General features: G+C 65.1%; 24 protein-coding genes. 9 read left to right on the top strand and 15 right to left on the bottom strand.

Annotated features, from left to right (window positions below; all coding sequences use genetic code 11):
* Positions 1-465: 465 nt before the first annotated feature.
* The 8 genes from BM382_RS04010 to BM382_RS03975 all read right to left on the bottom strand — a co-directional run bounded on the left by BM382_RS04010 (position 466) and on the right by BM382_RS03975 (position 8,906).
* The gene (locus tag BM382_RS04010) at positions 466-1,419 is read right to left on the bottom strand and encodes a D-2-hydroxyacid dehydrogenase family protein (RefSeq protein ID WP_065363994.1); all 954 of its coding nucleotides are present in this window, start codon (positions 1,417-1,419) and stop codon (positions 466-468) included.
* Between the two features lie 15 nt (positions 1,420-1,434).
* Positions 1,435-2,445 (bottom strand): alpha/beta fold hydrolase, encoded by a 1,011-nt coding sequence (locus tag BM382_RS04005; RefSeq protein ID WP_072441926.1) that lies wholly within the window; start codon positions 2,443-2,445, stop codon positions 1,435-1,437.
* Positions 2,446-2,624: 179 nt separating this feature from the next.
* Complete coding sequence (locus BM382_RS04000; RefSeq protein WP_072441923.1) at positions 2,625-3,062, bottom strand: YqaA family protein; 438 nt, start codon at positions 3,060-3,062, stop codon at positions 2,625-2,627.
* Complete coding sequence (locus BM382_RS03995; RefSeq protein ID WP_015635530.1) at positions 3,059-3,508, bottom strand: DUF411 domain-containing protein; 450 nt, start codon at positions 3,506-3,508, stop codon at positions 3,059-3,061. Before BM382_RS03995 ends, BM382_RS04000 begins: the two co-directional genes overlap by 4 nt.
* A gap of 154 nt (positions 3,509-3,662) precedes the next feature.
* Positions 3,663-4,562 (bottom strand): copper resistance protein B, encoded by a 900-nt coding sequence (locus BM382_RS03990; protein ID WP_072441921.1) that lies wholly within the window; start codon positions 4,560-4,562, stop codon positions 3,663-3,665.
* Complete coding sequence (locus tag BM382_RS03985; protein ID WP_011061182.1) at positions 4,552-6,291, bottom strand: copper resistance system multicopper oxidase; 1,740 nt, start codon at positions 6,289-6,291, stop codon at positions 4,552-4,554. Before BM382_RS03985 ends, BM382_RS03990 begins: the two co-directional genes overlap by 11 nt.
* 85 nt (positions 6,292-6,376) lie before the next feature.
* Positions 6,377-6,832: an SRPBCC family protein gene (locus BM382_RS03980; protein WP_072441919.1), complete on the bottom strand. Its 456-nt coding sequence runs from the start codon at positions 6,830-6,832 to the stop codon at positions 6,377-6,379.
* 79 nt (positions 6,833-6,911) lie between these two features.
* Positions 6,912-8,906, bottom strand: a complete 1,995-nt coding sequence (locus BM382_RS03975) for a methyl-accepting chemotaxis protein (protein ID WP_019095246.1) — start codon at positions 8,904-8,906, stop codon at positions 6,912-6,914.
* Positions 8,907-9,346: 440 nt separating this feature from the next.
* Here BM382_RS03975 and BM382_RS03970 point away from each other — a divergent pair, with 440 nt between their 5' ends.
* Positions 9,347-9,880 carry a hypothetical protein gene (locus BM382_RS03970; RefSeq protein WP_015635535.1) on the top strand — a complete coding sequence of 178 codons (534 nt, stop codon included), beginning with the start codon at positions 9,347-9,349 and terminating at the stop codon, positions 9,878-9,880.
* Between the two features lie 46 nt (positions 9,881-9,926).
* Here BM382_RS03970 and BM382_RS03965 read toward each other — a convergent pair whose 3' ends face one another.
* Positions 9,927-10,922, bottom strand: coding sequence for an aldo/keto reductase (locus BM382_RS03965; RefSeq protein WP_011061186.1), 996 nt, complete (start codon positions 10,920-10,922; stop codon positions 9,927-9,929).
* Positions 10,923-11,040: 118 nt separating this feature from the next.
* On the opposite strand from BM382_RS03965, the gene BM382_RS03960 reads away from it, so the two are divergent.
* On the top strand, positions 11,041-11,955 hold the full coding sequence (locus BM382_RS03960; RefSeq protein ID WP_015635537.1) for a LysR family transcriptional regulator: 915 nt from the start codon (positions 11,041-11,043) through the stop codon (positions 11,953-11,955).
* Positions 11,956-12,049: 94 nt separating this feature from the next.
* On the opposite strand, the gene BM382_RS32165 is transcribed toward BM382_RS03960, so the two are convergent.
* The gene (locus tag BM382_RS32165) at positions 12,050-12,178 is read right to left on the bottom strand and encodes a hypothetical protein (protein WP_011061188.1); all 129 of its coding nucleotides are present in this window, start codon (positions 12,176-12,178) and stop codon (positions 12,050-12,052) included.
* Positions 12,179-12,349: 171 nt separating this feature from the next.
* On the opposite strand from BM382_RS32165, the gene BM382_RS03955 reads away from it, so the two are divergent.
* A complete protein-coding gene (locus tag BM382_RS03955) occupies positions 12,350-12,538 on the top strand; it encodes a hypothetical protein (RefSeq protein WP_015635538.1) in 189 nt (62 codons plus the stop codon).
* A 17-nt stretch (positions 12,539-12,555) separates the two neighbouring features.
* On the opposite strand, the gene BM382_RS03950 is transcribed toward BM382_RS03955, so the two are convergent.
* Complete coding sequence (locus BM382_RS03950) at positions 12,556-12,936, bottom strand: hypothetical protein (protein ID WP_011061190.1); 381 nt, start codon at positions 12,934-12,936, stop codon at positions 12,556-12,558.
* Between the two features lie 296 nt (positions 12,937-13,232).
* Between BM382_RS03950 and BM382_RS03945 the strand changes: the two genes are divergently transcribed.
* Positions 13,233-15,566, top strand: coding sequence for a bifunctional acylase PvdQ (locus tag BM382_RS03945; protein ID WP_072441917.1), 2,334 nt, complete (start codon positions 13,233-13,235; stop codon positions 15,564-15,566).
* A 50-nt stretch (positions 15,567-15,616) separates the two neighbouring features.
* Here the strand turns inward: BM382_RS03945 and BM382_RS03940 are convergent, their stop codons facing one another.
* On the bottom strand, positions 15,617-16,630 hold the full coding sequence (locus BM382_RS03940) for a FecR family protein (RefSeq protein ID WP_072441915.1): 1,014 nt from the start codon (positions 16,628-16,630) through the stop codon (positions 15,617-15,619).
* A 151-nt stretch (positions 16,631-16,781) separates the two neighbouring features.
* Between BM382_RS03940 and BM382_RS03935 the strand changes: the two genes are divergently transcribed.
* Positions 16,782-17,051 (top strand): PepSY domain-containing protein, encoded by a 270-nt coding sequence (locus BM382_RS03935; protein ID WP_011061193.1) that lies wholly within the window; start codon positions 16,782-16,784, stop codon positions 17,049-17,051.
* A 201-nt stretch (positions 17,052-17,252) separates the two neighbouring features.
* Positions 17,253-18,290 carry an Ldh family oxidoreductase gene (locus BM382_RS03930; protein WP_011061194.1) on the top strand — a complete coding sequence of 346 codons (1,038 nt, stop codon included), beginning with the start codon at positions 17,253-17,255 and terminating at the stop codon, positions 18,288-18,290.
* Between the two features lie 58 nt (positions 18,291-18,348).
* Here the strand turns inward: BM382_RS03930 and BM382_RS03925 are convergent, their stop codons facing one another.
* Positions 18,349-18,669 (bottom strand): ElaB/YgaM/YqjD family protein, encoded by a 321-nt coding sequence (locus BM382_RS03925; RefSeq protein WP_011061195.1) that lies wholly within the window; start codon positions 18,667-18,669, stop codon positions 18,349-18,351.
* Between the two features lie 197 nt (positions 18,670-18,866).
* Between BM382_RS03925 and BM382_RS03920 the strand changes: the two genes are divergently transcribed.
* Complete coding sequence (locus BM382_RS03920) at positions 18,867-19,121, top strand: hypothetical protein (protein ID WP_011061196.1); 255 nt, start codon at positions 18,867-18,869, stop codon at positions 19,119-19,121.
* On the opposite strand, the gene BM382_RS03915 is transcribed toward BM382_RS03920, so the two are convergent.
* Entirely contained in the window at positions 19,093-20,028 is a 936-nt protein-coding gene (locus BM382_RS03915; RefSeq protein WP_072441913.1) for a LysR family transcriptional regulator, read from the bottom strand. The two genes, BM382_RS03920 and BM382_RS03915, sit on opposite strands and share 29 nt — an antisense overlap.
* An 84-nt stretch (positions 20,029-20,112) precedes the next feature.
* Between BM382_RS03915 and BM382_RS03910 the strand changes: the two genes are divergently transcribed.
* Positions 20,113-21,033 carry a carbon-nitrogen hydrolase family protein gene (locus BM382_RS03910; RefSeq protein WP_011061198.1) on the top strand — a complete coding sequence of 307 codons (921 nt, stop codon included), beginning with the start codon at positions 20,113-20,115 and terminating at the stop codon, positions 21,031-21,033.
* Here BM382_RS03910 and BM382_RS03905 read toward each other — a convergent pair.
* Complete coding sequence (locus BM382_RS03905) at positions 21,026-21,577, bottom strand: GNAT family N-acetyltransferase (RefSeq protein WP_011061199.1); 552 nt, start codon at positions 21,575-21,577, stop codon at positions 21,026-21,028. The two genes, BM382_RS03910 and BM382_RS03905, sit on opposite strands and share 8 nt — an antisense overlap.
* Positions 21,578-21,721: 144 nt before the next feature.
* On the opposite strand from BM382_RS03905, the gene BM382_RS03900 reads away from it, so the two are divergent.
* On the top strand, positions 21,722-22,618 hold the full coding sequence (locus tag BM382_RS03900; RefSeq protein ID WP_072441910.1) for a LysR family transcriptional regulator: 897 nt from the start codon (positions 21,722-21,724) through the stop codon (positions 22,616-22,618).

The raw sequence follows: 22,618 nt of genomic DNA, 5'->3' as shown, positions 1-22,618 counted from the left end.
AGCCTGCGCTGCTCGAGCGTGGAAGCAGAAAGGGTGGAGGAGCCGTTGCAAGGAATGCACCAGTGGCAGCGACCCTACCTTTAACCTGACCTTGGGCCGAAGCGAAAAGTTTCGACTTTTTCTCGGCGAATGTGACTGCCCGGTCACAGTGCGAAATTCAGTCTAGGACAGAACCTAGAGCGGTGCCGGGGGAGGTGGGTGTTTCCCGGGGTTGGCAGGGCGGGCGGCGAACGCGTCCCGACGAAAGGTCGGCCATGCACTGCCCGGGAGCGGGGCCGTTGCGGCCCGGGGGCGAAAATGGGGAGGGGCTGCCAGCGGCCGGTGCCGTTGTGGTGCGGCGCCGCCCAAAGAACGGGCACAGGCGGGCTCCTGCGCCCAGCGTCCCTGCGAGCCTGGTCGCCGCCGAACCTGCGAGGCTGCGAAAAGCTGCGCAGGACCTTGCCTGGCGATCGCCACGGGGGGCTTTCAGTTGAGCAGGCGGATCGGCTGGCCGGCGTGCCAGGCTTGCAGGTCTTCGATCATCTGGCCGAAGAACTGCTGGTAGTTCTGCCGGCTGACATAGCCGACATGGGGCGTGGCCAGGACATTGGGCAAGCGCCGCAAAGGGTGGTTGGCAGGCAAGGGTTCCTGCTCGAATACATCCAGTGCGGCCCCCGCCAGCCGGCCCTGTTCCAGGGCGGCAATCAGCGCGGCTTCATCGACAATCGGCCCGCGGGCGGTATTGACCAGCAGCGCCCCGGGCTTCATCCACGCCAGGGCCTGGGCGTCCACCAGGCCGCGGCTGCGCTCGCTGAGCACCAGGTGCACCGAGAGCACATCGGCCTGTTCGAACAGTTGCTGCTTGTCGACATGGGTCACGCCGGCCGCGGTCGCGCGTTCAGCGGTGAGGTTCTCGCTCCAGGCAATCACCCGCATGCCGAACACCTGGCCGAATTGCGCCACCCGTTGGCCGATGCTGCCCAGGCCGAGAATGCCCAGGGTCTTGCCGTGCAGATCACCCCCTAGGCCCTGTTGCCAACCGCCTGCGCGCAGGGCGCAGGCTTCGCTCAGCAGGTTGCGGCTCAGGGCCATGAGCAGGGCCCAGGTCAGCTCCGGCGCGGCATGCTTGTAGCTGTCGGTGCCGCACACCTGGATCCCCAGGGCGCTGGCCGCCTTGAGGTCGATGGCGGCGTTGCGCATGCCGCCGGTGAGCAGCAGCTTGAGCTGCGGCAGGCTGCGTAGCAGGGTTTCATCGAACCGGGTGCGCTCGCGCATCACGCAGATCACCTGGAACGGTTGCAGGCGCCGGGCCAGGGTGGCGGGGTCTGCCGGGTAGTCGTGAAGGAAGCTGACCCGGCCGATGCTATCGAGCACCGACCAGTCCACTACCTCGCGCGCTACGTCCTGCCAATCATCGATTACCGCAATCTCTAGTGCCATGTTCGGGCTCCTGGCTCAGGGTTGCTTCAACCAGCCCAGCAGGGCCTGGTGGAAAGGCTCGGGTTGTTCCATTTGCGGTGCGTGGCCCAGCCCCGGGAACTGCACCATGGTCGAATGGGGGATGCGCTGCGCCACCTTTCTGCCCAGGTCCTGGTAGTGGCCGATGCGCGCCTTGACCTCGGGCGGCGCGATATCGCTGCCGATGGCGGTGGTGTCGGCGGTGCCGATCAGCAGCAGGGTCGGCATCTTCAGGTCCTGGAATTCGTAGTACACCGGCTGGTTGAAGATCATGTCGTAGATCAGCGCCGAGTTCCACGCCACCAGGCGCTTGCCGGGGCCCTGGTTGAGGCCGGCGAGCATGTCCACCCAGCGCTGGTATTCGGCCTTCCAGCGGCCGGCGTAATAGGTCTGCTGCTCGTAGCGGCGGATACCCTCGGCAGTCTGCTTCAGCTCGCGCTGGTACCACTGGTCGACGCTGCGCCAGGGCACGCCCAGGGCTTTCCAGTCTTCCAGGCCGATGGGATTGACCAGGGCCAGTTGCCGTACCTGGTCGGGGTATTGCAGGGCGTAGCGGGTGGCCAGCATGCCACCGGTGGAATGGCCCAGCAGGCTGGCCTGGCTGACGCCAAGTTTGGCCAGCAGTTGATGGGTGTTCTGCGCCAGTTGCTGGAAGCTGTACTGGTAGTGTTCGGGCTTGCTGGAGGTACAGAAGCCGATCTGGTCCGGGACTATCACCCGGTAGCCTGCGGCGCTCAGGGCCTTGATCGAGCCCTCCCAGGTGGCGCCGCAGAAGTTCTTGCCATGCATCAGTACCAGGCTGCGCCCGTTGGCCGGGCTCTGGGGCGGTACATCCATATAGCCCATCTGCAGTGCCTGGCCCTGGGACACAAAGCTGAAATGCTGCAAGGGATAGGGGTAGTCGAAGCCCTGCAGTTCGGGACCGTAGACCGGCGCCTGGGCGGCGAGGGCAGGCAGGGCCAGGGGCAGCAGCAAGGCACTGAGCCAGCGAGGGGTAGCAAGGGGCATAAGGACACTCCGCAAGGTTGCGGGCGATGCTGTAGCCGCCGGATTAGGGCGACGTTAAGCCACAGGCAAACCCTGGGCGTCGGCTTGCCGACAAGGAAGGCCTTGAGGCAGGTGGTTGCGGGGGCGGGCGCTTTCGCTGGCAAGCCAGTTCCTGCGCGGTGATGGGGAGCTGCGGGCGCTCAGCCGATCCAGCCCAGGGTCAGCCACGCCAGCACGGCGTAGCGCGCGCCCTTGGCCAGGGCGACCAGCAGCAGGAAGCGCTTGAGGGGTTCGCCCATGACGCCGGCCACCAGGGTCAGCGGATCGCCGATCAGCGGCATCCAGCTCAGCAGGAGCGTCCAGTGGCCATAGCGTTGGTAAGGCCCCCGGGCCCGCTCCAGGTGACGCGAGCTGACCGGAAACCAGCGGCGCTCCTTGTAGTGTTCCAGGCGCTGGCCCAGCCACCAGTTGACCAGCGAGCCCAGGACATTGCCCAGGGTCGCCACCAGCCACAGCCCGAGCACTGCCAGTTGGCTGTTGTGCAGCAACCCCACCAGCAGCGCTTCCGATTGCAGGGGCAGCAGGGTGGCGGCGCCGAACGCCGCCAGGAACAGGCCGAAGTAGGCGCCGAAGATCAACGGGCCGGGTAGTCCGCGACGACCACGTCCTTGCCCTCGCGGGTCAGGCCGATGACCTGGAAGGCATCGGCGCCCATGCCGTCCATTTCCATCCCGGGGGAGCCCATGGGCATGCCCGGAGCGGCGATGCCCAGCAGGTCATCGCGCTTGCGCAGGGCCAGCACCTGTTCGGCCGGCACGTGGCCCTCGACGAACTTGCCGTCGATCACCGCGGTATGGCAGGAGCCCAGGCGCGGGGCGACGCCGAGCCGCTGCTTGACCGCGCTCATGTTGCTTTCCACGTGGTCGGTCACGGCAAAGCCGTTGTCCTGCAGGTGCTCGATCCACTTTTTGCAGCAGCCGCAGTTGGCGTCGCGGTGCACGTCGATGGGAATCAGTTCTCCAGCCTGGGCCAGGGAGCTGATCAGCAGGGCGGACAGGGCCGCCAGACGCAGTGAGGTGTTCATCGAAAGTCTCTTTGTCGCTGATCAATAAGGAAGGGTGGCATGGCCGGCCACCCGCGGTTGCACGCTCGGGGTGGTGCATTTTGCGGTTTTTTTCGCTGGCCGCCGCTGGCTTTTGTTTCAAGGTGATACCAAGGCCGGCCAGCGGTTGTGGCCTTCAGAACCACAGGCGCAGGCCCAGGACCAGGCGCGGGTCGTTGTCCAGCTCGGCCTCGTCCCGGGCGTAGTCGGCGCTGCGGCCGTAGCTGCGGTTCCAGGTCACCCCTATATAAGGAGCGAACTCGCGGCGGATCTCGTAGCGCAGGCGCAGGCCGATCTCGCTGTCCGCCAGGCCTGCGCCCAGGCCCCGTTGCCGGTCATTGCGGCTATAGAGGTTGACCTCGGCGGAGGGCTGGAGGATCAGGCGTTGGGTCAGCAGCAAGTCGTAGTCACCCTTGAGGCGCAGGGCGGCCTGGCCGTCCTCGCCGAGGTAGGCGGTGACCTGGCTTTCAAAGTTGTACAGGGCCATGCCTTGCAGCCCCAGGGCGGCCCAGGTCTGCGGCGTGCCGGGCTTGAAGTCCTGGCGCAGGCCGCCCACCAGGTCCCACCAGGGGCCAATGGCATGGCCCCACAGGGCTTGCAGCTCGGCGTGCTCGGTGACGCCCCGGGTGCGTTCGCCTTCACTGCGCAGCCAGAGCCGGTCGCGGTCGCCACCGACCCAGCCCTCGACCTCCCAGGCGACGCTGCCGCCCGGGTCGGCGTCCTGCCATTCCAACTGGTCCACCAGCAGGAAAGTGTTCAGCGACGGGCCGTGGATGTGGCCGCTGGGGCCCTGGTAGACCGCCGCCCGATCGGCATCGGTCAGCACCGGGATCGGTGTGCGGCTTCGTGTGGGGGCTGGCGCCTGCATGCCGGGCATCTGCGAGTGGTCCATGGCGCCCGTGGCGGTCCCGGGCACGCTGGAATGGTCCATGCCCGGCATCGATTCGCCCTGTGCCGGTGCCCAGGGCCAGGCCAGCAGGAGCAGGGCCAGGCCAACGCCGGGCTGCCGGGTGAAGCGGAGGTAATCAAGCTTCATGGTGGCGTTCCTCCTCGACCCGGACTTCGCGGAACATGCCGCTTTCCATGTGGTACAGCAGGTGGCAGTGATAGGCCCAGCGCCCCAGGGCATCGGCGGTGACCCGGTAGCTGCGGCGGGTGCCCGGGGGCATGTCGATGGTGTGCTTGCGCACCTGGAAGCGGCCGTGTTCGTCCTCCAGGTCGCTCCACAGCCCGTGCAGGTGGATGGGGTGGGCCATCATGCTGTCGTTCACCAGTTCGATGCGCAGCCGCTCGCCATACCGCAGGCGCAGGGGTTCGGCTTCGGCAAAGGGAATGCCGTCGAAGGACCAGGCAAACTTTTCCATGTGCCCGGTCAGGTGCAGGGTCAGGGTCCGGCTCGGTTCGCGACCGTCGGGGTCGGCGAAGGTGCTTTTCAGGTCGGCGTAGCGCAGCACCCGGCGGCCGTTGTCGCGCAGGCCGATGCCCGGATCGTCCAGGCGCGGCATGGGGTTCACCGCCTGCATGTCCACCAGGGGGTTGTTGGTTTCCGAGGTCGGGTGGCTGATCGTGGCGTTCATCGCGCCGTGATCCATGGCGCCATGGTCCATGCCCGGCATTGCCCCGTGATCCATGGCACCCATGGCCATGTCCGTCATGCCCAGCAGCGGTCGCGGGTCCATGGCCGGTGCCTCGGCCACTAGTCCGGGGGCGCTGGCCAGGGTGCCCAGGGCATAGCCGCTGCGGTCCATGGCCTGGGCGAACAAGGCGTGGGCTCCGGCACCGGGTTGCACCAGCACGTCGAAGGTTTCGGCCACGGCAATGCGCAGTTCATCCACGGTCACGGGCACCACGTGCTGGCCGTCGGCGGCGACCACGGTCATCTGCACCCCGGGAATGCGCAGGTCGAAATAGCTCATGGCCGAGGCATTGATCACTCGCAGGCGCAGGCGTTCGCCGGGGCGGAACAGCCCGCACCATGGCTGGCCCGGGGCCTGGCCGTTGAGCAGGAAGGTATAGGTGGCGCCGCTGACATCGGCGAGGTCGGTGGGGGTCATGTTCATCTGCGCCCACATGCTGCGTTCGGCCAGCGTGGCCGCCCAGCCGTCGCGGCCGACGTCCTCGATGAAGTCGCCCAGGGTGCGCTTGTGCTGGTTGTAGTAGTCGGACTGTTTCTTCAGGGTGCGCAGGATCTGCCCCGGCTCCTCGTCGCTCCAGTCCGAGAGCAGCACCACGTAGTCGCGTTCGTAGCTGAAGGGCTCCGGTTCCCGGGCGTCGATCACCAGCGGGCCATACACCCCCAGTTGTTCCTGCAGCCCGGAATGGCTGTGGTACCAGTAGGTGCCGTGCTGCTTGACCGGGAAGCTGTAGCGGTAGAGCCCGCCGGGCTCGATGCCCTCGAAGCTCAGGCCGGGCACGCCGTCCATGTCGGCCGGCAGGATGATCCCGTGCCAGTGGATGGAACTGGGCTGGTCCAGGCGGTTGCGCACCCGCACAGTCACCCGGTCGCCTTCGCGCCAGCGCAGCAGGGGCCCGGGCAGGCTGCCGTTGATGGCCATGGCCTTGCGTGGCCGGCCGCTGAAGTTTACCGGCAACTGCTGGATGCACAGGTCGAAGTCGCTGCCGGCCAGGACCTCGGGCTGGCCCGGGCTGCTGACGGCCCAGACCGGGTTGCGCCACAGGCCGAAGCCGGCTAGCACACCACCGGCAGCCAGGGCCTTGACGAAGGTGCGGCGGGAGGGGCTGTGGAACGAGGAGGGGCGCGGCATCGGAGGCTTCCAGTCAGTCAGCGGATTGGAGCGGACTCTAATCGGCGCTGGCTGTCAGGAAACTGAGGTGGGCATTACAGATTTGTCAGTCGTCGGGCTGTTCCAGACGCTGCTTGAGGTTGCCCAGGGCCTGGCTCGAAAGCTGCTCCATGCGTGCTCGCAGGCCACTGAGCTGCAGGTCGGTGGCGTATTCCAGGGTGCGCCGGAACAGTGTGCCGTCGCCCTGCTTGCTCAACTGGTAGTGGATCGAACCGTCCAGCGCGGCGGAACTGAACAGGGTCTTGAACTCCTTGGGAAACACCGCCACCAGCACCCGGTAGCTGATGGGCAGCTGCACCCCCAGCAAGTCCATGGTTTCACTGAAGCGGTGGCCGGCGGGCAATGAACCGCACAGGCCGGTGTCGGCACGCAGGCTGGAAGGGTGCCACTCCGGCCAGCGGTCCGGCTGCGTCACGTAGTAGTAGACGGTGTCGATGCTGGCCTGGATAAACAGTTCGTGGCTGATCTGTTCATGCAACAGATGTGTCTGGCGCTGTCCCATGGGGCACCTCACGTCCTTGTGACCGGAGCCTGAAATATAGCCCCGCCCCGGCGGGCTGCCAGGGGCGGGGGCAGACCGTTCAGCGGACTTTGAAGCGGCTCATCAGGTGGCTGACCTGGGCATTGGCCTGCAACAGGCTCTGGGTGTTGCTTTCCCCGGCCCGGGCGCTGTCCACCAGCTCCTCGACCATGTGTCGGATGCTCACCATGCTGCGGTTGATCTCCTCGGTCACGGCGCTCTGCTGTTCGGCGGCGGTGGCGATCTGGGTGCTCAGGCTGTTGATCTGGCTCACCGAGTCGGCCATTTCGTCGAGCCCGCTGTTGACCCGCGCCGTGGCATCCGCCGCTGACTGGCAACTGGCCTGGGTGTTTTCCATGGCGCTGACCGAGGAACTCACGCCCTGGGTCAGGCGCGCGAGCATTTCGTTGATCTGCGAGGTGCTGTCCTGGGTCCGCGCGGCCAGGGCCCGCACTTCATCGGCGACCACGGCGAAGCCGCGGCCTTGTTCTCCGGCCCGGGCGGCCTCGATCGCGGCGTTCAGGGCCAGCAGGTTGGTCTGCCCGGCGATGGCGCCGATCACCCCGAGGACCTCGGTGATGCGCTGGGCGTCGGCTTGCATGGCCTCGACCTTGTGGGTGGCATCGGCGACTTCGTCGATCAAGGCGATGACGCTGCCGGAAGCTTCGCCCACCACCACCCGGGAACGTTCTGCGTGTTCGTTGGCGCGGCGGGTGAAGTCTGCGGTCTGGGCGGCGTTGGCGGCAACGCTGTCGGCGGTGCTGCTCATTTCGGTAATGGCGGTCACCGTCTGATCGGTTTCCGAGGCATGGCGCAACAGGATCTGCTGGCTGTGGGCCGAGCTCTGCTGCAACTGCCCCAGGCTCCCGGCCATGGCCTCGGTGGCCTGGGTGACCTCGCCGATCATCTGCTGCAGGTACTGGATAAAGCGGTTCACCGAGTGGCCGATGGCCCCCAGTTCGTCCTCGGCGCGGATCACGATGCGCCGGGTCAGGTCGGCGTCGCCGGTGGCCAGGGCGTCGATATTGCCCTTGAGGATCTTCATACGCTGCACCAGCTGGCGGATCGCATAGACCTGCAGCAACACCAGCAGGATCACCATGGGGATCTGCAACAGGCTCAGGGTGCTCAGCACGTCGTCGCGCTGGGCGGTGATCAGCTGGGTCGGCAGGGCACTGGCGAGAAACCAGGGCGTGCCTTCGATGGCGCGCATGAAGAAGGTGCTGGGCACCCCGGCATTGTCGAACTCGACGCGCCGTGCCCCCTGGTCGCGCTGCTGCAGGGCGGCCTGGACCTGGGCGGCGAAAGGGGAGCCGGGGCTCAGGTCGCGGATGTTCTTGAGCACGATCGGGCCGTTGATCCGCGAGCTGTTGCTGATGATCTTGCCGTCGGCTTCGACGATCAGCATCTCGGCCTTGAGTGCCTGTTCCTGGCGCGCCACCAGGTCGTTGAAGAAACCCAGGGTCACGTCGATGGTGGCCACGCCCCAGGGCTGGCCGTCGCGGCGGATGGCCATGGCGCAGTTGGTGCGCGGCTCGGCGCTGGCATCGTCCTTGTAGGCCGCAGCCCAGGCGCACTGGCCGGGGGCGGTCTGCATGCCGCCCAGGTACCAGGGCTGCTCGTAGTAGTTGGGCGCCGGGTCGCTGTTCCAGAAGGTGTTGACCACCAGTTTGCCGGAGGCGTCACGGTGCCAGAAGGTGCTGTGTTTGTTGCGCCCCGGGGTGCGCTGGCCGGGCAGGGGCCAGATGCCGCCGCCGAAGACTTTCTGTTCACCGTACTGGTCCACCAGGCCCGGCAGGACCTTGTCGATGCTGTCGCTGTCGAGCAGGGGAATGGTCTGGGTGATGCTGCGTTGCTGGGCCTGGACCTTGTTCAGTTCGCCCTGGATGCGCTGCGCCACTTCGGCGATGCGGTTGAGGGCTACCTGTTCTTCGGTATGACGCAGCTTGGGCGCTACCAGTTGGCTGATGCCCACCACCGTGAGTATCAGCATCAAGACAATGAACAGGACCAGAAACAGCGTGTAGCGGGCTTGAATCGTGCGCAAAGCGGGCATGGGACCTGTCCTTACCAAGCGATTTTTATTATTCGGGAATGCGATGCCTTGTCAGGGCATCCACAGGATGTCGGCGCGGTTTTTCCGCTCTTTAGTACGATCGTCCAAAAAAAGGCATGCCCTGGAAAAAACTGCGCCCAGGGATGGTGGGGTAGGGCAAAGGCGCCCGGTCAAGGGCAAGGCCAGGCATGAAAAGATGACGCCTTGATGTGCGGGAAAACTTCCCGGGCCTTTTAAACAGGGCCTTTGCGGTAATTGTGTCGAGTTTGTACAAAAATTGTAAATTCAGGAAATAAAGCGTTGTTGGTGCTTGCCACGGCGTTGATACTTGCGCCCATTCAGATGTTTCAACACGGCTTACATCCTTGTTCAGGCACCTTGTCAGAAGTTTCATGGTGCTGAAAAAGGTGATTGGAAGGCCGGACTACAGGAGTTACAGCATGGCAATCGGATACGTCGGCGGATGGACCAGCAAGGCTGGGCTGCTGGTGCAGGAAAGCCCGGGCAGCTCGTCCAAGCCGGTTTCCCAAAGCGCCAAGGTACGGCAGATGCTCAGCCTGGTAGGCCAGAACCCTACCGTGCTCGACATCCGCAAGATGGATCAGTTGAAGCTGCACAAGCAGATCAAGGGTTTCGATCCGACCAACGTCACCGCCAAGTCCCTGGGCGGCATGAGTACCTTTCTCAAGAACAATGGCCTGATTTCCGATGTCACGGCGCTGAACCTGATCAACGCGGGCGATCAGTTCGACCGTTTCGGGATTCCGAAGAACCCCGATCAGCCGTTCAATGCCCTCGAGTATTTCGCCATGAAGCTCGATGACATCCAGAACAACAACCTCAAGGGCAACAAGTACGCCAACTACCTGATCCCCGAGTACAAGAAAGCCATCTATGTACTTCAGGGTCTGCAGAACTATGGCAAGGGCAACGGCACCACGGTGACCGACAAGAACGTCTCCACCAAGGCCTGATTCCCATGGCGCGCACTGCCTGCCGGTGCGCGCCACAGCTCTGCTTTCAACGCCCCAGCAAGCCCATTACCTCTTCGGCATACCGGGTTCCGGCGGTGGTCTGCGGGCTGAAGATCTGCTCCAGTGACGCCAGTTCCTCGGCGCTCAGCCTCACCTCCAGCGCCGCCACGTTCTCCTCCAGATACCGCCGTTGCTTGGTTCCGGGAATCGGAATCAGGTAATCGCCCTGGGCCAGCACCCAGGCCAGGGCCAGTTGCCCGCTGCTCACCCCCTTGTCCGCCGCCAACTGCTGCACCTGTTGCACCAGGCGCAGGTTGTGCTGGAAGTTTTCGCCCTGGAAACGTGGGTTGAAACGCCGGTAGTCGTCGGCGGCGAAGTCTTCCGGGCTTTTCAGGGCCCCGGTGAGAAAACCCCGGCCCAGCGGGCTGTAGGGCACGAAGGCGATGCCCAGGCGCTGGCAGGCGGCGAGGCAGCCGTTGTCTTCCTGATCCCGGCTCCATAGCGAATATTCACTTTGCAGGGCGCTGATCGGATGCACCTTGTGCGCCCGCTCCAGGGTCGCCGCCGAGGCTTCGCTCAGGCCCAGGTAGCGCACCTTGCCGGCCTGGACCAGCTCGGCCATGGCGCCGACGGTTTCCTCGATGGCCACGTCCGGGTCGACCCGGTGCTGGTAGTACAGGTCCAGGGTGTCCACCCCCAGGCGCCGCAGGCTGCCGTCGATGGCGGCGCGGATGTATTCCGGCCGGCCGTCGACCCCGCGGGCCGCCGGGTTGGCCGGGTCGCGGACTATGCCGAACTTGCTGGCCAGGAACACCTGTTCGCGCTTGCCGCGAATGGCCCGGCCGATCAGCTCTTCGTTGCTGTGGGGGCCGTAGATGTCGGCGGTATCGAGCAGGTTGACGCCCAGTTCCAGGGCCCGATGCAAGGTGGCAACGGCCTCCCGGGGATCGTTGCCGGTGGTGTAGAAATCGCTCATGCCCATGCAGCCCAGGCCAATGGCGGAAACCTGCGGGCCGTCCTGGCCCAGTTGTCGAGTGCGCATCGATGAATGCTCCGGTAAGGGGAAAGAGCCTGCAGTGTGCTACTCGACAAAAAACCGATAAACAGGCTAAAAGCGCTATCACTATTATTGAATTCTAAATAATCGGCAGGTTTGCTCCATGGATCGTTTCAACGCCATGCGCGTCTTTACCCGTATCGTCGAGCTGGGCGGCTTTGCCAAGGCTGCCGACAGTCTGCAGATGCCGCCGGCTTCGGTGACCATTCTGATCAAGCAACTGGAGGCCCATCTGGGGGTGCAGTTATTGCACCGCACCACCCGCCAGGTCAGCCCGACCCTGGACGGAGCCGCCTATTACCAGCGTTGCGTACGCTTGCTGGCGGACCTGGAGGAGAGTGAGGCGGCGTTTTCCCTGGCCCGGCACAACCCCCGTGGACTGTTGCGTATCGATATGCCGGTGGGCATCGGCCGGTTGCTGGTGATACCGGCGCTGCCGGAGTTTTCCGCGCGCTATCCGCAGATCGAACTGGAGATCGGCCTCAATGACCGCCCGGTGGACCTGATCCGCGAGGGCGTGGACTGTGCGCTGCGCGGTGGCCCGGCCCTGGACGAGAGCCTGGTGGCGCGGCCGCTGGCGCAGTTGCAGCAAGTCACCTGTGCCAGCCCCGGGTACCTGCGCCAGCGGGGGGTTCCCCGTACTCCGCAAGAGCTGCAAGGGCATCAGATGGTGGAGTATTTCTCCAATGTCAGCGGCAAGCGTTATGGCCTGGAATTCTTCTTCGCCGGCCAGTTGCAGCCGGTGCAGTTGCCCAAGCGGGTGGCGGTGAACAGCGCCGATGGCTACCTGGCGGCCTGCGAAGCCGGCTACGGGCTGATCCAGACCCCGTACTACCACGTTGCCCGGCAGTTGCAGGACGCGACCCTGCAGCGGGTGCTGGAGGACTACCCGCTGCCTGCATTGCCGCTGACCGCGCTGTACCCGCCCCAGCGGCACCTGTCGACCCGCCTGCGGGTATTCATCGATTGGCTGGTGGAGCTGTTCGCCCGCCCGGGCAATCACATTTCTTGCCCCTGAATGGTCGGGCGCCAGGCAGCAAAACGCCCGCGACAAGGCGGGCGCTGGTGGCGAGATCGGGCGGCTCATGGGGCCGATGGGCTGTCCGGATGACTCAGCGGTGATAGTAGCCCGGGCCGCCGTCGTAGTAGCGGTGGTGCCCGCCATCGTGGGGCATGATGATGCAGCCCGACAGGGTCAGCATGGCCAGCAGGGGAATCAGCAGCGTGATTCGACGAAACATGGATCAATCCTCAAAGGGCACGGGGAACACGGCAGGACGACAAGGAAGAAAAAACTCCTTCGCGCCTGTACCATGTGACCCCGATTTGCCCGGCACATCCCCGAATCCGGGTATGTGCTTGGCATCGATCTTGATACACGGCAGATACAATTTCAGCTTCAGGACCCGGCAATGACTCAGAAACAACGCTTGATCTATTCGATTCTGATTTCCCTGGTGGTACTGGGAATCATGCTTGGCCTTTCCTACCTGCAGAACAACGGCATCATCAGCGAGAAGCTGTTCCAGTACATCGCCATTGGCGTGGCGGTGGTCGTGGTGGTGATCAACGGCGTGATGCGCCGCAAGGTCAAGCCCTGAGCCCGGGCTCGACGGCCTCAGGAGAGACCGTCGAGCACCGCTGCGGCCTGCTGGTGCAGGCTGTAGCTCTTGTCTGCATTGAGGGTCAGTACACCCTCGCTGCACAGCCGCTTGAGCACCTCCCGCACACTGAGAAAGGACAGGGGAATATCCAGTTCCAGCAGTTGGCTGTGGATGCCGCGCACCCCCAGGGAGCGGTCGCTCTGGGCCGCGGTGAGCAGGGCGTCGATGACTTTCAGGCGAATCAGGCTGGTACGCAGGCCGAAGCTTTTGAGCAGGTGCTTGATTCGTTCATTACTGTTGCGCTCGGCGTTCTTGCCGAAGACACCGGCGCCGGCATTCAGGGAAGGCGTGCTGTTCACGGTGTTGCCGTCCATTGGCAGTTGCGGGTTGTACATGCAAAAACTCCTTATCAGAGCCTGATCAGGAAAAGAATGATGGATGCTCTAGTAACTAGACGAACGAGCACGGCAAATCATGAAGTCCTGAATGTAGAAAATTTGTCGGTATCAGGTCGCTGACATGTGATGGCGGGGCTTTTGGCCTTTGCGGATTAAATTTTTTTCAAGCATTTCGTCTTTATGGGCAGGCAGGCGTCGGGTGATCCGTGCGCGGCTGGATTCCCAGACTGGCGGCGTTGCCAACCGCTCCTGCACACCAGTCCTGGTTCTGTATTTTTGCATCAGGAGTCGGCGTGATCATTTCCAGGCAGTTACCGAGTTTTTGCCTTGCAGCCCTGTTTCTAAGCTTCAGCGGTGGCGCCCATGCCTTGGCGCAGCCCGAGCAGACCCGCGCCGAGATTCGCCGCACCAGTTTTGGTGTGCCGCACATCCGTGCCGACGACGAGCGCGGCCTGGGCTACGGCATCGGCTACGCCTACGCCCAGGACAACCTGTGCCTGATGGCCAATGAGGTGCTGACGGTCAACGCCCAGCGCTCGCAATACTTCGGCGCCGAGGGCCAGACCCTGGAACAGCGCGACAACCTCAGCAGCGACCTGTTCTTCAGCTGGCTCAACACTCCCCAGGCCGTGGCGGCCTTCTGGCAGGCCCAGACCCCGGCGATGCGCGAGCGCATGCAGGGTTACGTGGAGGGCTACAACCGGCAGCTGGCGGAGCGCCAGGCCCAGGGCCTGCCCGAGCAATGCCGGGGTGACTGGGTGCGGCCGCTGGCCACCTCGGACCTGGTGAAACTGACCCGACGCCTGTTGGTGGAAGGCGGTGCCGGGCAGTTCGCCGAGGCCCTGGCCGGGGCCACGCCACCTGGAGCCACGGCCCAGGCCGGGCTGCCAGCCGAACACTGGCAACTGGCGGCGGCACGCCAGCAGCGTTTCGCCCTGGACCGTGGCAGCAACGCGGTGGCCATCGGTAGCGAGCGTTCGTTCAACGGCCGTGGGCTGCTGCTGGCCAACCCGCATTTCCCCTGGGTCGGCGGCATGCGCTTCTACCAGATGCACCTGACCATTCCCGGGCAACTGGATGTGATGGGCGCGGCCTTGCCCGGCCTGCCGCTGATCAATATCGGCTTCAACCAGCACCTGGCCTGGACCCACACCGTGGACGCCTCCAAGCACTTCACCCTGTACCGCTTGCAACTGGACCCCAAGGACCCGACCCGCTACCTGCTGGACGGCCGTTCGCTGCCCCTGGAGCGCCAGACCCTGACCGTGCAGAGCAAGGGCCCGGACGGCCAGTTGCAGCCGCGTACGCGCACGCTCTACAGCTCGGTCTTCGGCCCGATCGTGCAGTGGCCGGGGGAACTGGACTGGGATCATCAATATGCCTACAGCCTGCGCGACGCCAACCTGGACAACAGCCGGGTGCTGGCCCAGTGGTACGCGATGAATCAGGCCAGCAGCGTGGCCGGCCTGCAAGACAGCGTGCACCAGTTGCAGGGCATTCCCTGGGTCAACACCCTGGCGGTGGACGACCAGGGCCGGGCGCTGTACATGAACCAGTCGGTGGTGCCCAACGTCACCCAGGCCAAGCTGGCGCAGTGCAGTGATCCGCGGGCCGGCACCCGGGTCATCGTTCTGGATGGCTCGCGCAGTGCCTGCGCCTGGGATATCGACCCGGCAGCGGCGCAACCGGGGATCTTCGCCGCCAGCCAGTTGCCGCAACTGGCGCGCAACGACTACCTGCAGCATTCCAACGATTCGGCCTGGATGGTCAACCCGGCGGCGCCGCTGCAAGGCTTTTCGCCGGTGATCAGCGAGCAGGACGTGCCGCTGAAGATGCGCGCGCGCTTTGCTCTGGATCGCCTGAGCCGGATGCACAAGGCCCAGGTCAGTGACCTGCAGCACCTGGTCACGGACGATCAGGTGTACCTGGCCGGCCAGGTGATGCCCGATCTGCTGCAGTTCTGTGAGCAGGACCTGGGGGCGGATGCCCAGCGCCTGGGGCCGGTGTGCGCCAGCCTGAAAGCCTGGGACCGCAGCGCGGGGTTGCAGGCCGGCCTGGGCTTCGTGCACTTCCAGGGCATCATGCAGCCGCTGTTGCAGGGCCCCAGCGTGTGGCGCGTGGCCTTTGACCCGAAAGATCCCCAGCATACCCCACGGGGCCTGGCTATTGGCCGGCCAGCGGTGGCCCGGGCACTGCGCGAGTCGATGCTGGCTTCGGCGCAGCAGGTCGCCGAGGCCGGGCTGGGGAGTGACGTTCGTTGGGGCGATATCCAGCAGGTCAGCCAGGGCGGCCAGCCGACCCCGGTGCCCGGCGGCCCTGAAAGCCTGGGGGTGTACAACGCCATCCAGAGCGTGCCGGCGGCCGATGGCAAGCGTGAAGTGGTCAGCGGTACCAGCTACCTGAACGTGGTCAGCTTCGACGAGCAGGGGCCGCGCGCCCTGGGGCTGCTGGCGTTCTCCCTGTCCAGCGACCCGGCCTCAGCGCATTTTCGCGACCAGACCGCTGCTTTCGCCCGCAACCAGTGGAGCGTGCTGCCCTTTACCGAAGCGCAGATCCGTGCCGATGGCCAGTATCAGTTGCAGGTGATCGAAGAGCCGCGCAAGGGGGCGGTACTGGCGCGCCAGTAACGATTGAGCGTGAGCATCAAGAGGAGGCCGCCCCGGCAACGGGGCGGCCTTCAGCTTTTTGGCGGGGACTGGGGCAGTGAGTTGATTACCGGGTTGCCATCGCGATTGCGCGTCAGGTAGACCGGCAGCACCTTGGGCAGCGAGGTCAGCAGGCTCTTGATTTCCCGGGTGTTGTAGATGCCGCCGACGCGGATCTTGCCGGTGTTGGCGTCGGCGACCTGCACCGGAGTGTCCAGGTAGCGGTTGATCAGCGGCAGGGCGTCGGTGAGGGCCAGGTTGTCCAGCACCAGCTTGCCTTCGCGCCAGGCCAGGGAGCTGTCGTTGCTGTAGGTCTGGCTGATCTGCGGCTGGTAGTCGCCGGCCTTGTAGCTGGCCTGCATGCCCGGCTCCAGGCGGAAACCTTCGCCGGGCAGGGCGGTGTTGCTGCTCACCAGGACCGAGCCCTGGAGCAGGGTGACCCGCACCTGGTCCTCGTACATCCACACATTGAACTGGGTGCCGGTGACCTTGACCTGGCCATTGGCGGCCTTGACCACGAACGGGTGGCTGGCGTCGTGGCTGACCTTGAAGAAGGCTTCGCCTTTTTTCAGGGTGACCCGGCGCTGGTCCTTGTAGTTGCTGTAGGTCAGGGTGCTGCCCAGGTTCAGTTGCACTTGGCTGCCATCGGCCAGGGTCACGCTGCGCAGGCTGTCGCCGGCTTCGAATCGCTGGTAGGAGGACGGCACCCAACCCAGTTCCCAGCCGCTGTAGGCGGCCATGGGCAGGGCGCACAGGGCGATGGCCGCCGCCACGCCATACTGCTGCCAGGTGCGCCGGGGAACGAGCTTGAACGGTGCGGGGGCTGGTGCGGCAGTGAGGGTGGAGGGGGGCAGTTGATCGGCCACTTCCCATATTTCCCGCATCGCCTCGTATTCGAAGGCGTGCAGGGGGTCGGCATCATGCCATTGCTGAAAGGCCAGACGCTCCGCGTCGCTGCAGTCGGGTTCATGCAGGCGCATGCACCATTGGGCTGCCGCTTGGGTGATGGCGTCGTATTCGGCTTCTGAGAGGATCTGTTCGCTCATTGACTCTTCCTGATTTCCCGCATTCTACCCTCCGCGGCAAGTCTTGGAGAACAACCGTCATGGCTAATGAGCATCAAAGTGAACTTATTTTCATCTGGCACGCCCTAAAACCAGGCTCTGTATCGAAAGTGAATACACAAGGAGATGGACCATGTTGAAGAAGACGCTTGCCGCATTGCTTGCCACCGCCAGCCTGCTGGGCGCTGGAGCGGCCCTGGCCGACCGTCCGGGGGCCGGTTGGATCACCATTGAAAAAGCCATTGAAACCGCAAAGACCAAAGCCGGCTACGTGGAGATCTACAAGATCGAAGCGGACAACGATGGCTATTGGGAAGGCGAAGGGCGCAAGTCCGATGGCAGTGTCTATGAGTTTCGCATCGACGGCGCCTCGGGCAATGTGCTGCGCGACCAGAAGGACTGAGCCAGGCTGAAACAGCCCCCTGTGCCTTGCCACGGCAGCGCACAGGGGGCTTTTTCTTGCTCCAGGGGGATGGTTGTTCCGGCCATCCTGGCACCTTCCCTGCAAGGCGCCGGCAGTGGTTGACAGGGTTGGAGTGCGGCGTTGTTTAATCGCCAGGTTCACACGCTGTCGCCCCCTCCAATAATTACTCTGGAGCTTCAGATGTCTGCATCGTCCGTGGTTGTTGAAACACCGCCCCAATACCTTTCTTTACCGGCCCTGGTGCAGTTGCTGGAAACGATTTTCCAACGCCACGGCTGCCGCGCCGAAGTGGCCCGCTGCCTGGCCGAGAACTGTGCCGGCGCCGAGCGCGACGGAGCCCACAGCCATGGCGTGTTCCGCATTCCCGGTTATGTCTCGACCCTGGCCAGTGGCTGGGTCGACGGCCAGGCCGTGCCGGTGGTGGAGGATGTGGCGGCGGCCTTTGTCCGGGTCGACGCCGGCAACGGCTTTGCCCAGCCGGCCCTGGCTGCCGCCCGCGAGCTGCTGGTGAGCAAGGCCCGCAGCGCCGGTATCGCCGTGCTGGCTATCCGCAATTCGCACCACTTCGCCGCACTCTGGCCGGATGTCGAACCCTTCGCCGAGGAAGGATTGGTGGCCCTGAGCGTGGTCAACAGCATGACCTGCGTCGTGCCCCACGGCGCCGACAGGCCATTGTTCGGCACCAACCCGATCGCCTTCGCCGCACCCCAGGCCCAGGGCCAGCCGATCGTCTTCGATCTGGCCACCAGCGCCATTGCCCATGGCGACGTGCAGATCGCCGCGCGCAAGGGCGAGCGCCTGCCGCCGGGCATCGGTGTCGACAGCCTGGGCCAGCCGACCCAGGACCCCAGGGCGATTCTTGAAGGTGGCGCCTTGCTGCCGTTTGGCGGGCACAAGGGCTCGGCTCTGTCGATGATGGTGGAGTTGCTGGCGGCAGCCCTGACCGGGGGCAACTTCTCCTTCGAATTCGACTGGTCCGGCCACCCGGGGGCCAAGACGCCCTGGACTGGCCAGTTGCTGATCGTCATCGACCCGAGCAAGGCTGCCGGGCAGAGTTTTGCCGAGCGCAGCCAGGAGCTGGTGCGGCAGATGCATGCGGTGGGGCTCAAGCGCCTGCCGGGGGATCGCCGGCATCAGCAGCGCGAGCGTTCGCAGCACGCGGGCATCGCCATTCCCGCCGAGCAGTTGCAGCAATTGCGGGCGCTGGCCCAGGACTGAAGGCATGAAAAAGGCCAGGCCGCCATTGGCGTACCTGGCCTCAACGTTGCGCGGGGGCTTAGGAACGACGGCCCAGCAACAGGCCTACCACCAGGCCGAAACCGGCGGAGATGGCCACGGTCTGCCACGGGTGGCCACCGATGTACTGCTCGGTGGCATCCACCACCGGCTTGCTGCGCTCGCGCACATTGCTGACCGAATCCAGCGCCTGCTTGAGCTTGAGGCTGACTTGCTGGCGCAGGCTCTCACCTTCTTCGCCCACCAGGCTGGCGCTGCCCTTGAGCAGCTTTTCCGATTCTTCGATCAGCGCCTGCAGTTCGCTGAAGGCCTGGTCCTTGATTTGATCATTTTCCGCTTGCGCGGCAGATTTACGAGCCATGAAGTTTTTTCCTTGGAAATATCGCCGCTGGTGCACAACACATCCGCCAGCGGCTACAGGTGAATGGGTAGCAAGCAATGGAGTCTGGCGCGGGGGCAAAAGTTGCAGTTGTTTTACGCCCCGTTGGCGACCCCGGGGTAAAACCCGTAGCCCCTACAGTGTAAGATGGCGCCTATTTTACGCAGCAGGAATTTCCCATGAGTTTCAATCTGGCTAACAAGACCCTGGCCGAGCGCGCCGCCATCGAGGACGAGAAGTCCCGTCTGTTCGACCTGTGGCAGAGCAACCTGGGCAAGGCCAAGGGCGAGGCCGCGCGGCTGTTCGGCGAGCGCGGCAAGCGCAAGGGCAAGTGGGCCGAGTGGGTCCGCGCCGAGCTCGACGGCATGTCGCCGCCGGAGTACTCGAACATGGTGCGCAGTGAAGTCAATCGCCTGATGGCGGCGAACAAGTAAGGGCAAAACTCTCGACAATCGCCTCGCGTACCTTCACCAGCAGCGGGTCGGTCTGCGGGCTGGTGCGCCAGCCCAGCTCGATCGGGTAGCGCGGCAGGGCCAGGGGGCAGGGCAGCAACTGCAGCCCGGTGAGTTCGGCGATGCGCCGGGCGGCATGGGCCGGAATGGTCGCCACCGCCTGGCTGCCCTTGAGCAGAAAGGGCAAGGCGGCAAAGTGCGTGGTCGAGGCGCACACCTGGCGGCTCAGCCCCAGGTTGGCCAAGCCTTCATCGGTAATCCCGATAAACCCCTGGGACGACACCAGCAGGTGTTCCCGTGCGACAAACTCCTCAAGACTGATCTGCTGTTGCCCGGGGGCCAGGCTGGCCGGGTCTGCCAGGCTCAGGTAATGGCCTTCCCCCAGCACCTGGCGGCTGAGCAGGCGTTCGGCAAAGCCGCCGGCACTGATGGCCAGGTCGACGCTGCGCTGCAACAGCGCCTCGGCGACGATCTGGCTGTGGCTCTGGCGAAAGATCAGCCGCAGCTTCGGCGCCCGCCGGGCCACGGCCTCGATCATCTGCCGGCCATAGGCAATCTCGAAATCATCCGACAGCCCCAGCGTTACCGAGCGGCCCTGATAGTCGGCGGTGTCGGGGGCGACCATGGCCAGGCTCTGGCGGCATTTGTTCAAGGCTTCGCTGACCACGGGCTTCAACTGATTGGCCTTGAGGGTCGGCGCCAGCCCGCGCCCGGTACGCACGAACAGCGGGTCGCCATACAGCTCGCGCAGCCGGCGCAGGGCAGCGCTCATGGCCGACTGGGTCACCCCCAGGCGCAAGGCGGCGCGGCTGGCGCTGGACTCGTCATGCAGCGCCTCGAAAGCCTTGAGCAGGTTGAGATCGACACTGACGATATTCATCTGGTTCATATCATTAAGCACTGGAGTGGGGTTTATCGATGATCAGGGGCCGCAGCAGAATGGGCAACACCTGATTGCTCAAGGAGTCATCCCATGCCCAAGTCCGTTGTCGCTGCCCTGCAGATCGGGGCCTTGCCTGAAGGCAAGGCCGCCACCCTGGAACAGATCCTCTCGTACGAGGCCGCCATCATCGAAGCCGGCGCGCAGTTGGTGGTGATGCCCGAAGCGCTGCTGGGGGGCTACCCCAAGGGCGAAGGCTTCGGCACCCAGCTGGGCTATCGCCTGCCGGAGGGTCGCGAGGCCTTTGCCCGCTACTTCGCCAATGCCATCGAGGTCCCCGGGGTGGAAACCGATGCCCTGGCCGCGCTGTCCGCCCGTACCGGAGCCAACCTGGTGCTGGGTGTCATCGAGCGCAGTGGCAGCACCCTGTACTGCACGGCGCTGTATTTCGACCCGCAGCAGGGGCTTTCGGGCAAGCATCGCAAACTGATGCCCACCGGGACCGAACGCTTGATCTGGGGCAAGGGCGACGGCTCGACCCTGCCGGTGCTGGACACCCAGGTCGGCCGGGTGGGCGCGGTGATCTGCTGGGAAAACATGATGCCGCTGCTGCGTACCGCGATGTACGCCCAGGGCATCGAAGTCTGGTGTGCGCCCACGGTGGACGAGCGGGAAATGTGGCAGGTGAGCATGCGCCATATCGCTCACGAGGGGCGCTGCTTCGTGGTCAGCGCCTGTCAGGTGCAGGCCTCGCCCGAAGAGCTGGGGCTGGAGATTGCCAACTGGCCGGCCCAACGGCCGTTGATTGCCGGCGGCAGCGTGATCGTCGGGCCCATGGGGGACGTACTGGCCGGCCCCCTGGTGGGCCGGGCCGGGCTGATCAGCGCGCAGATCGATACCGCCGACCTGGTGCGGGCGCGCTATGACTACGACGTGGTCGGCCACTACGCTCGCCCGGATGTGTTCGAACTGACGGTGGACCAGCGCCCCCGTCCCGGGGTGCGCTTTACCTGAGTCGGCGCCATTGCTCGCGGGTGATTTCCCAGATGTCCACGGGGAATCGCCCACTGACGAACTCACCGTCCTCGGAGCGGATCAGGCGCATGCCCGCGCGTTCGGAAATCCGCCGCGAGCCCTGGTTCGGCGCGGCCTTGGGCACCCGCATCAAGGGCCGTTGCAGTACCTCGAACCAATAGTGGTCCACCACCTTGCAGGCCTCGCTCATGTAGCCCTGGCCCTGCCACGGCGGGGCCAGCCAGAAGCCGCGGTTGTTGTCGGCTTCGTCCATCAGGCTGATGCTGCCGATCATCTGCCCGGGGTTGCTGCGCAGGCGCAGCGTCCAGTGCCATTCCGTGCCCCGGGCCATCGCCGGCAGCGCCATGTCCCGCAGGAAGCTCAGGGCGCCGTCGGCCGGGTAGGGCCAGGGCACCAGGGCGTTGAGGTAGCGCACCACCTCCCACTGGGGGAATAGCTGCTGGATGGCATCGGCGTCCGCCAGTTCCAGGGGGCGCAGCAGCAAGCGTTCGGTGCACAGCGCGGGCGTGGGGTGTGAGTCCATTGGCAAGCGATCCAAGGTGGCAAGAAGGCGTTGCATAGTCCCTGCAATGTCATCGATCACGCAAGCCGTGATGGATTTGACGCGGCCCGGGCGCTGCCGTTGAATAGCCCCCTGGTTCAGCCCCGCGACTCCTGGAAACCCCCTGTGCTTAGAAACGTCACCGACATGGACCTGCGCCTGCTGCGGATTTTCTCCGTAGTGGTCAAGTGCGGCGGTTTCACCGCGGCCCAGGCCGAACTGAACATGAGCCAGTCCAATATCAGCATGCACATCTCCAGCCTGGAAAAACGCCTCGGCTATCGGCTGTGCGAGCGCGGCAAGGGCGGCTTTCGCCTGACCGAGAAGGGCCAGCGGATCCTGGCGGCGGCCCAGGCGCTGTTCGGCGCGGTGGAGGTGTTCAAGAGCGAGGCCCAGGAATTGTCCGGGCGTTTGGTGGGGGATCTGTACCTGGGGCTGGCGGACAACATCGCCACCTTGCCCGCGGCACGCATCGACGCGGCCATCGCGCGCTTCTATCGCCGCGAGCACGACCTGCACCTGCATGTGTTCATCAATTCGCCCACCGAGCTTGAGCGGGCGGTGATCGACGGCCAGTTGGACCTGGCCATTTCCTATTTCAGCCGCAGCCTGCCGACCCTCGACTATCAGCCGCTGTACGCCGAGGAAATCGCCCTGTTCTGCGGCGCCTCGCACCCGCTGTTCCCTGTCCTGGAGCCAGAGCTTGCGCACATCAAGGCCTGTGACTGGATCAAGCACGGTTTCCTGCCCGCCAGCCAGGTGCTGCCGGTAACGCCCCAGCGCGCCTCGGCCACCGCCTACCACATGGAGGCGGTGGTCCACGGGGTACTGGCGGGCACCCACCTGGGCTACCTGCCCAGCCACTATGCCCAGCCCTGGGTCGCGGCCGGGCAGATGCGCGTGCTGCACCCCGAGACGCTGCGCTATGAGGTGCAGCACAGCATGATCACCCACGCCGGGCATGCCCGTGGCGAAGCGCTGAAGGCCTTTATCGCCGACCTGCTGGCAGAGCATGGCGGCTGA

It is taken from the genome of Pseudomonas sp. NFPP25 (assembly GCF_900116505.1).
In the GTDB taxonomy this organism is placed as follows: Bacteria; Pseudomonadota; Gammaproteobacteria; order Pseudomonadales; family Pseudomonadaceae; genus Aquipseudomonas; species Aquipseudomonas protegens.
Note: the sequence above shows the minus strand (reverse complement) of the source record. Positions and strands in the feature narration are given on the sequence as shown.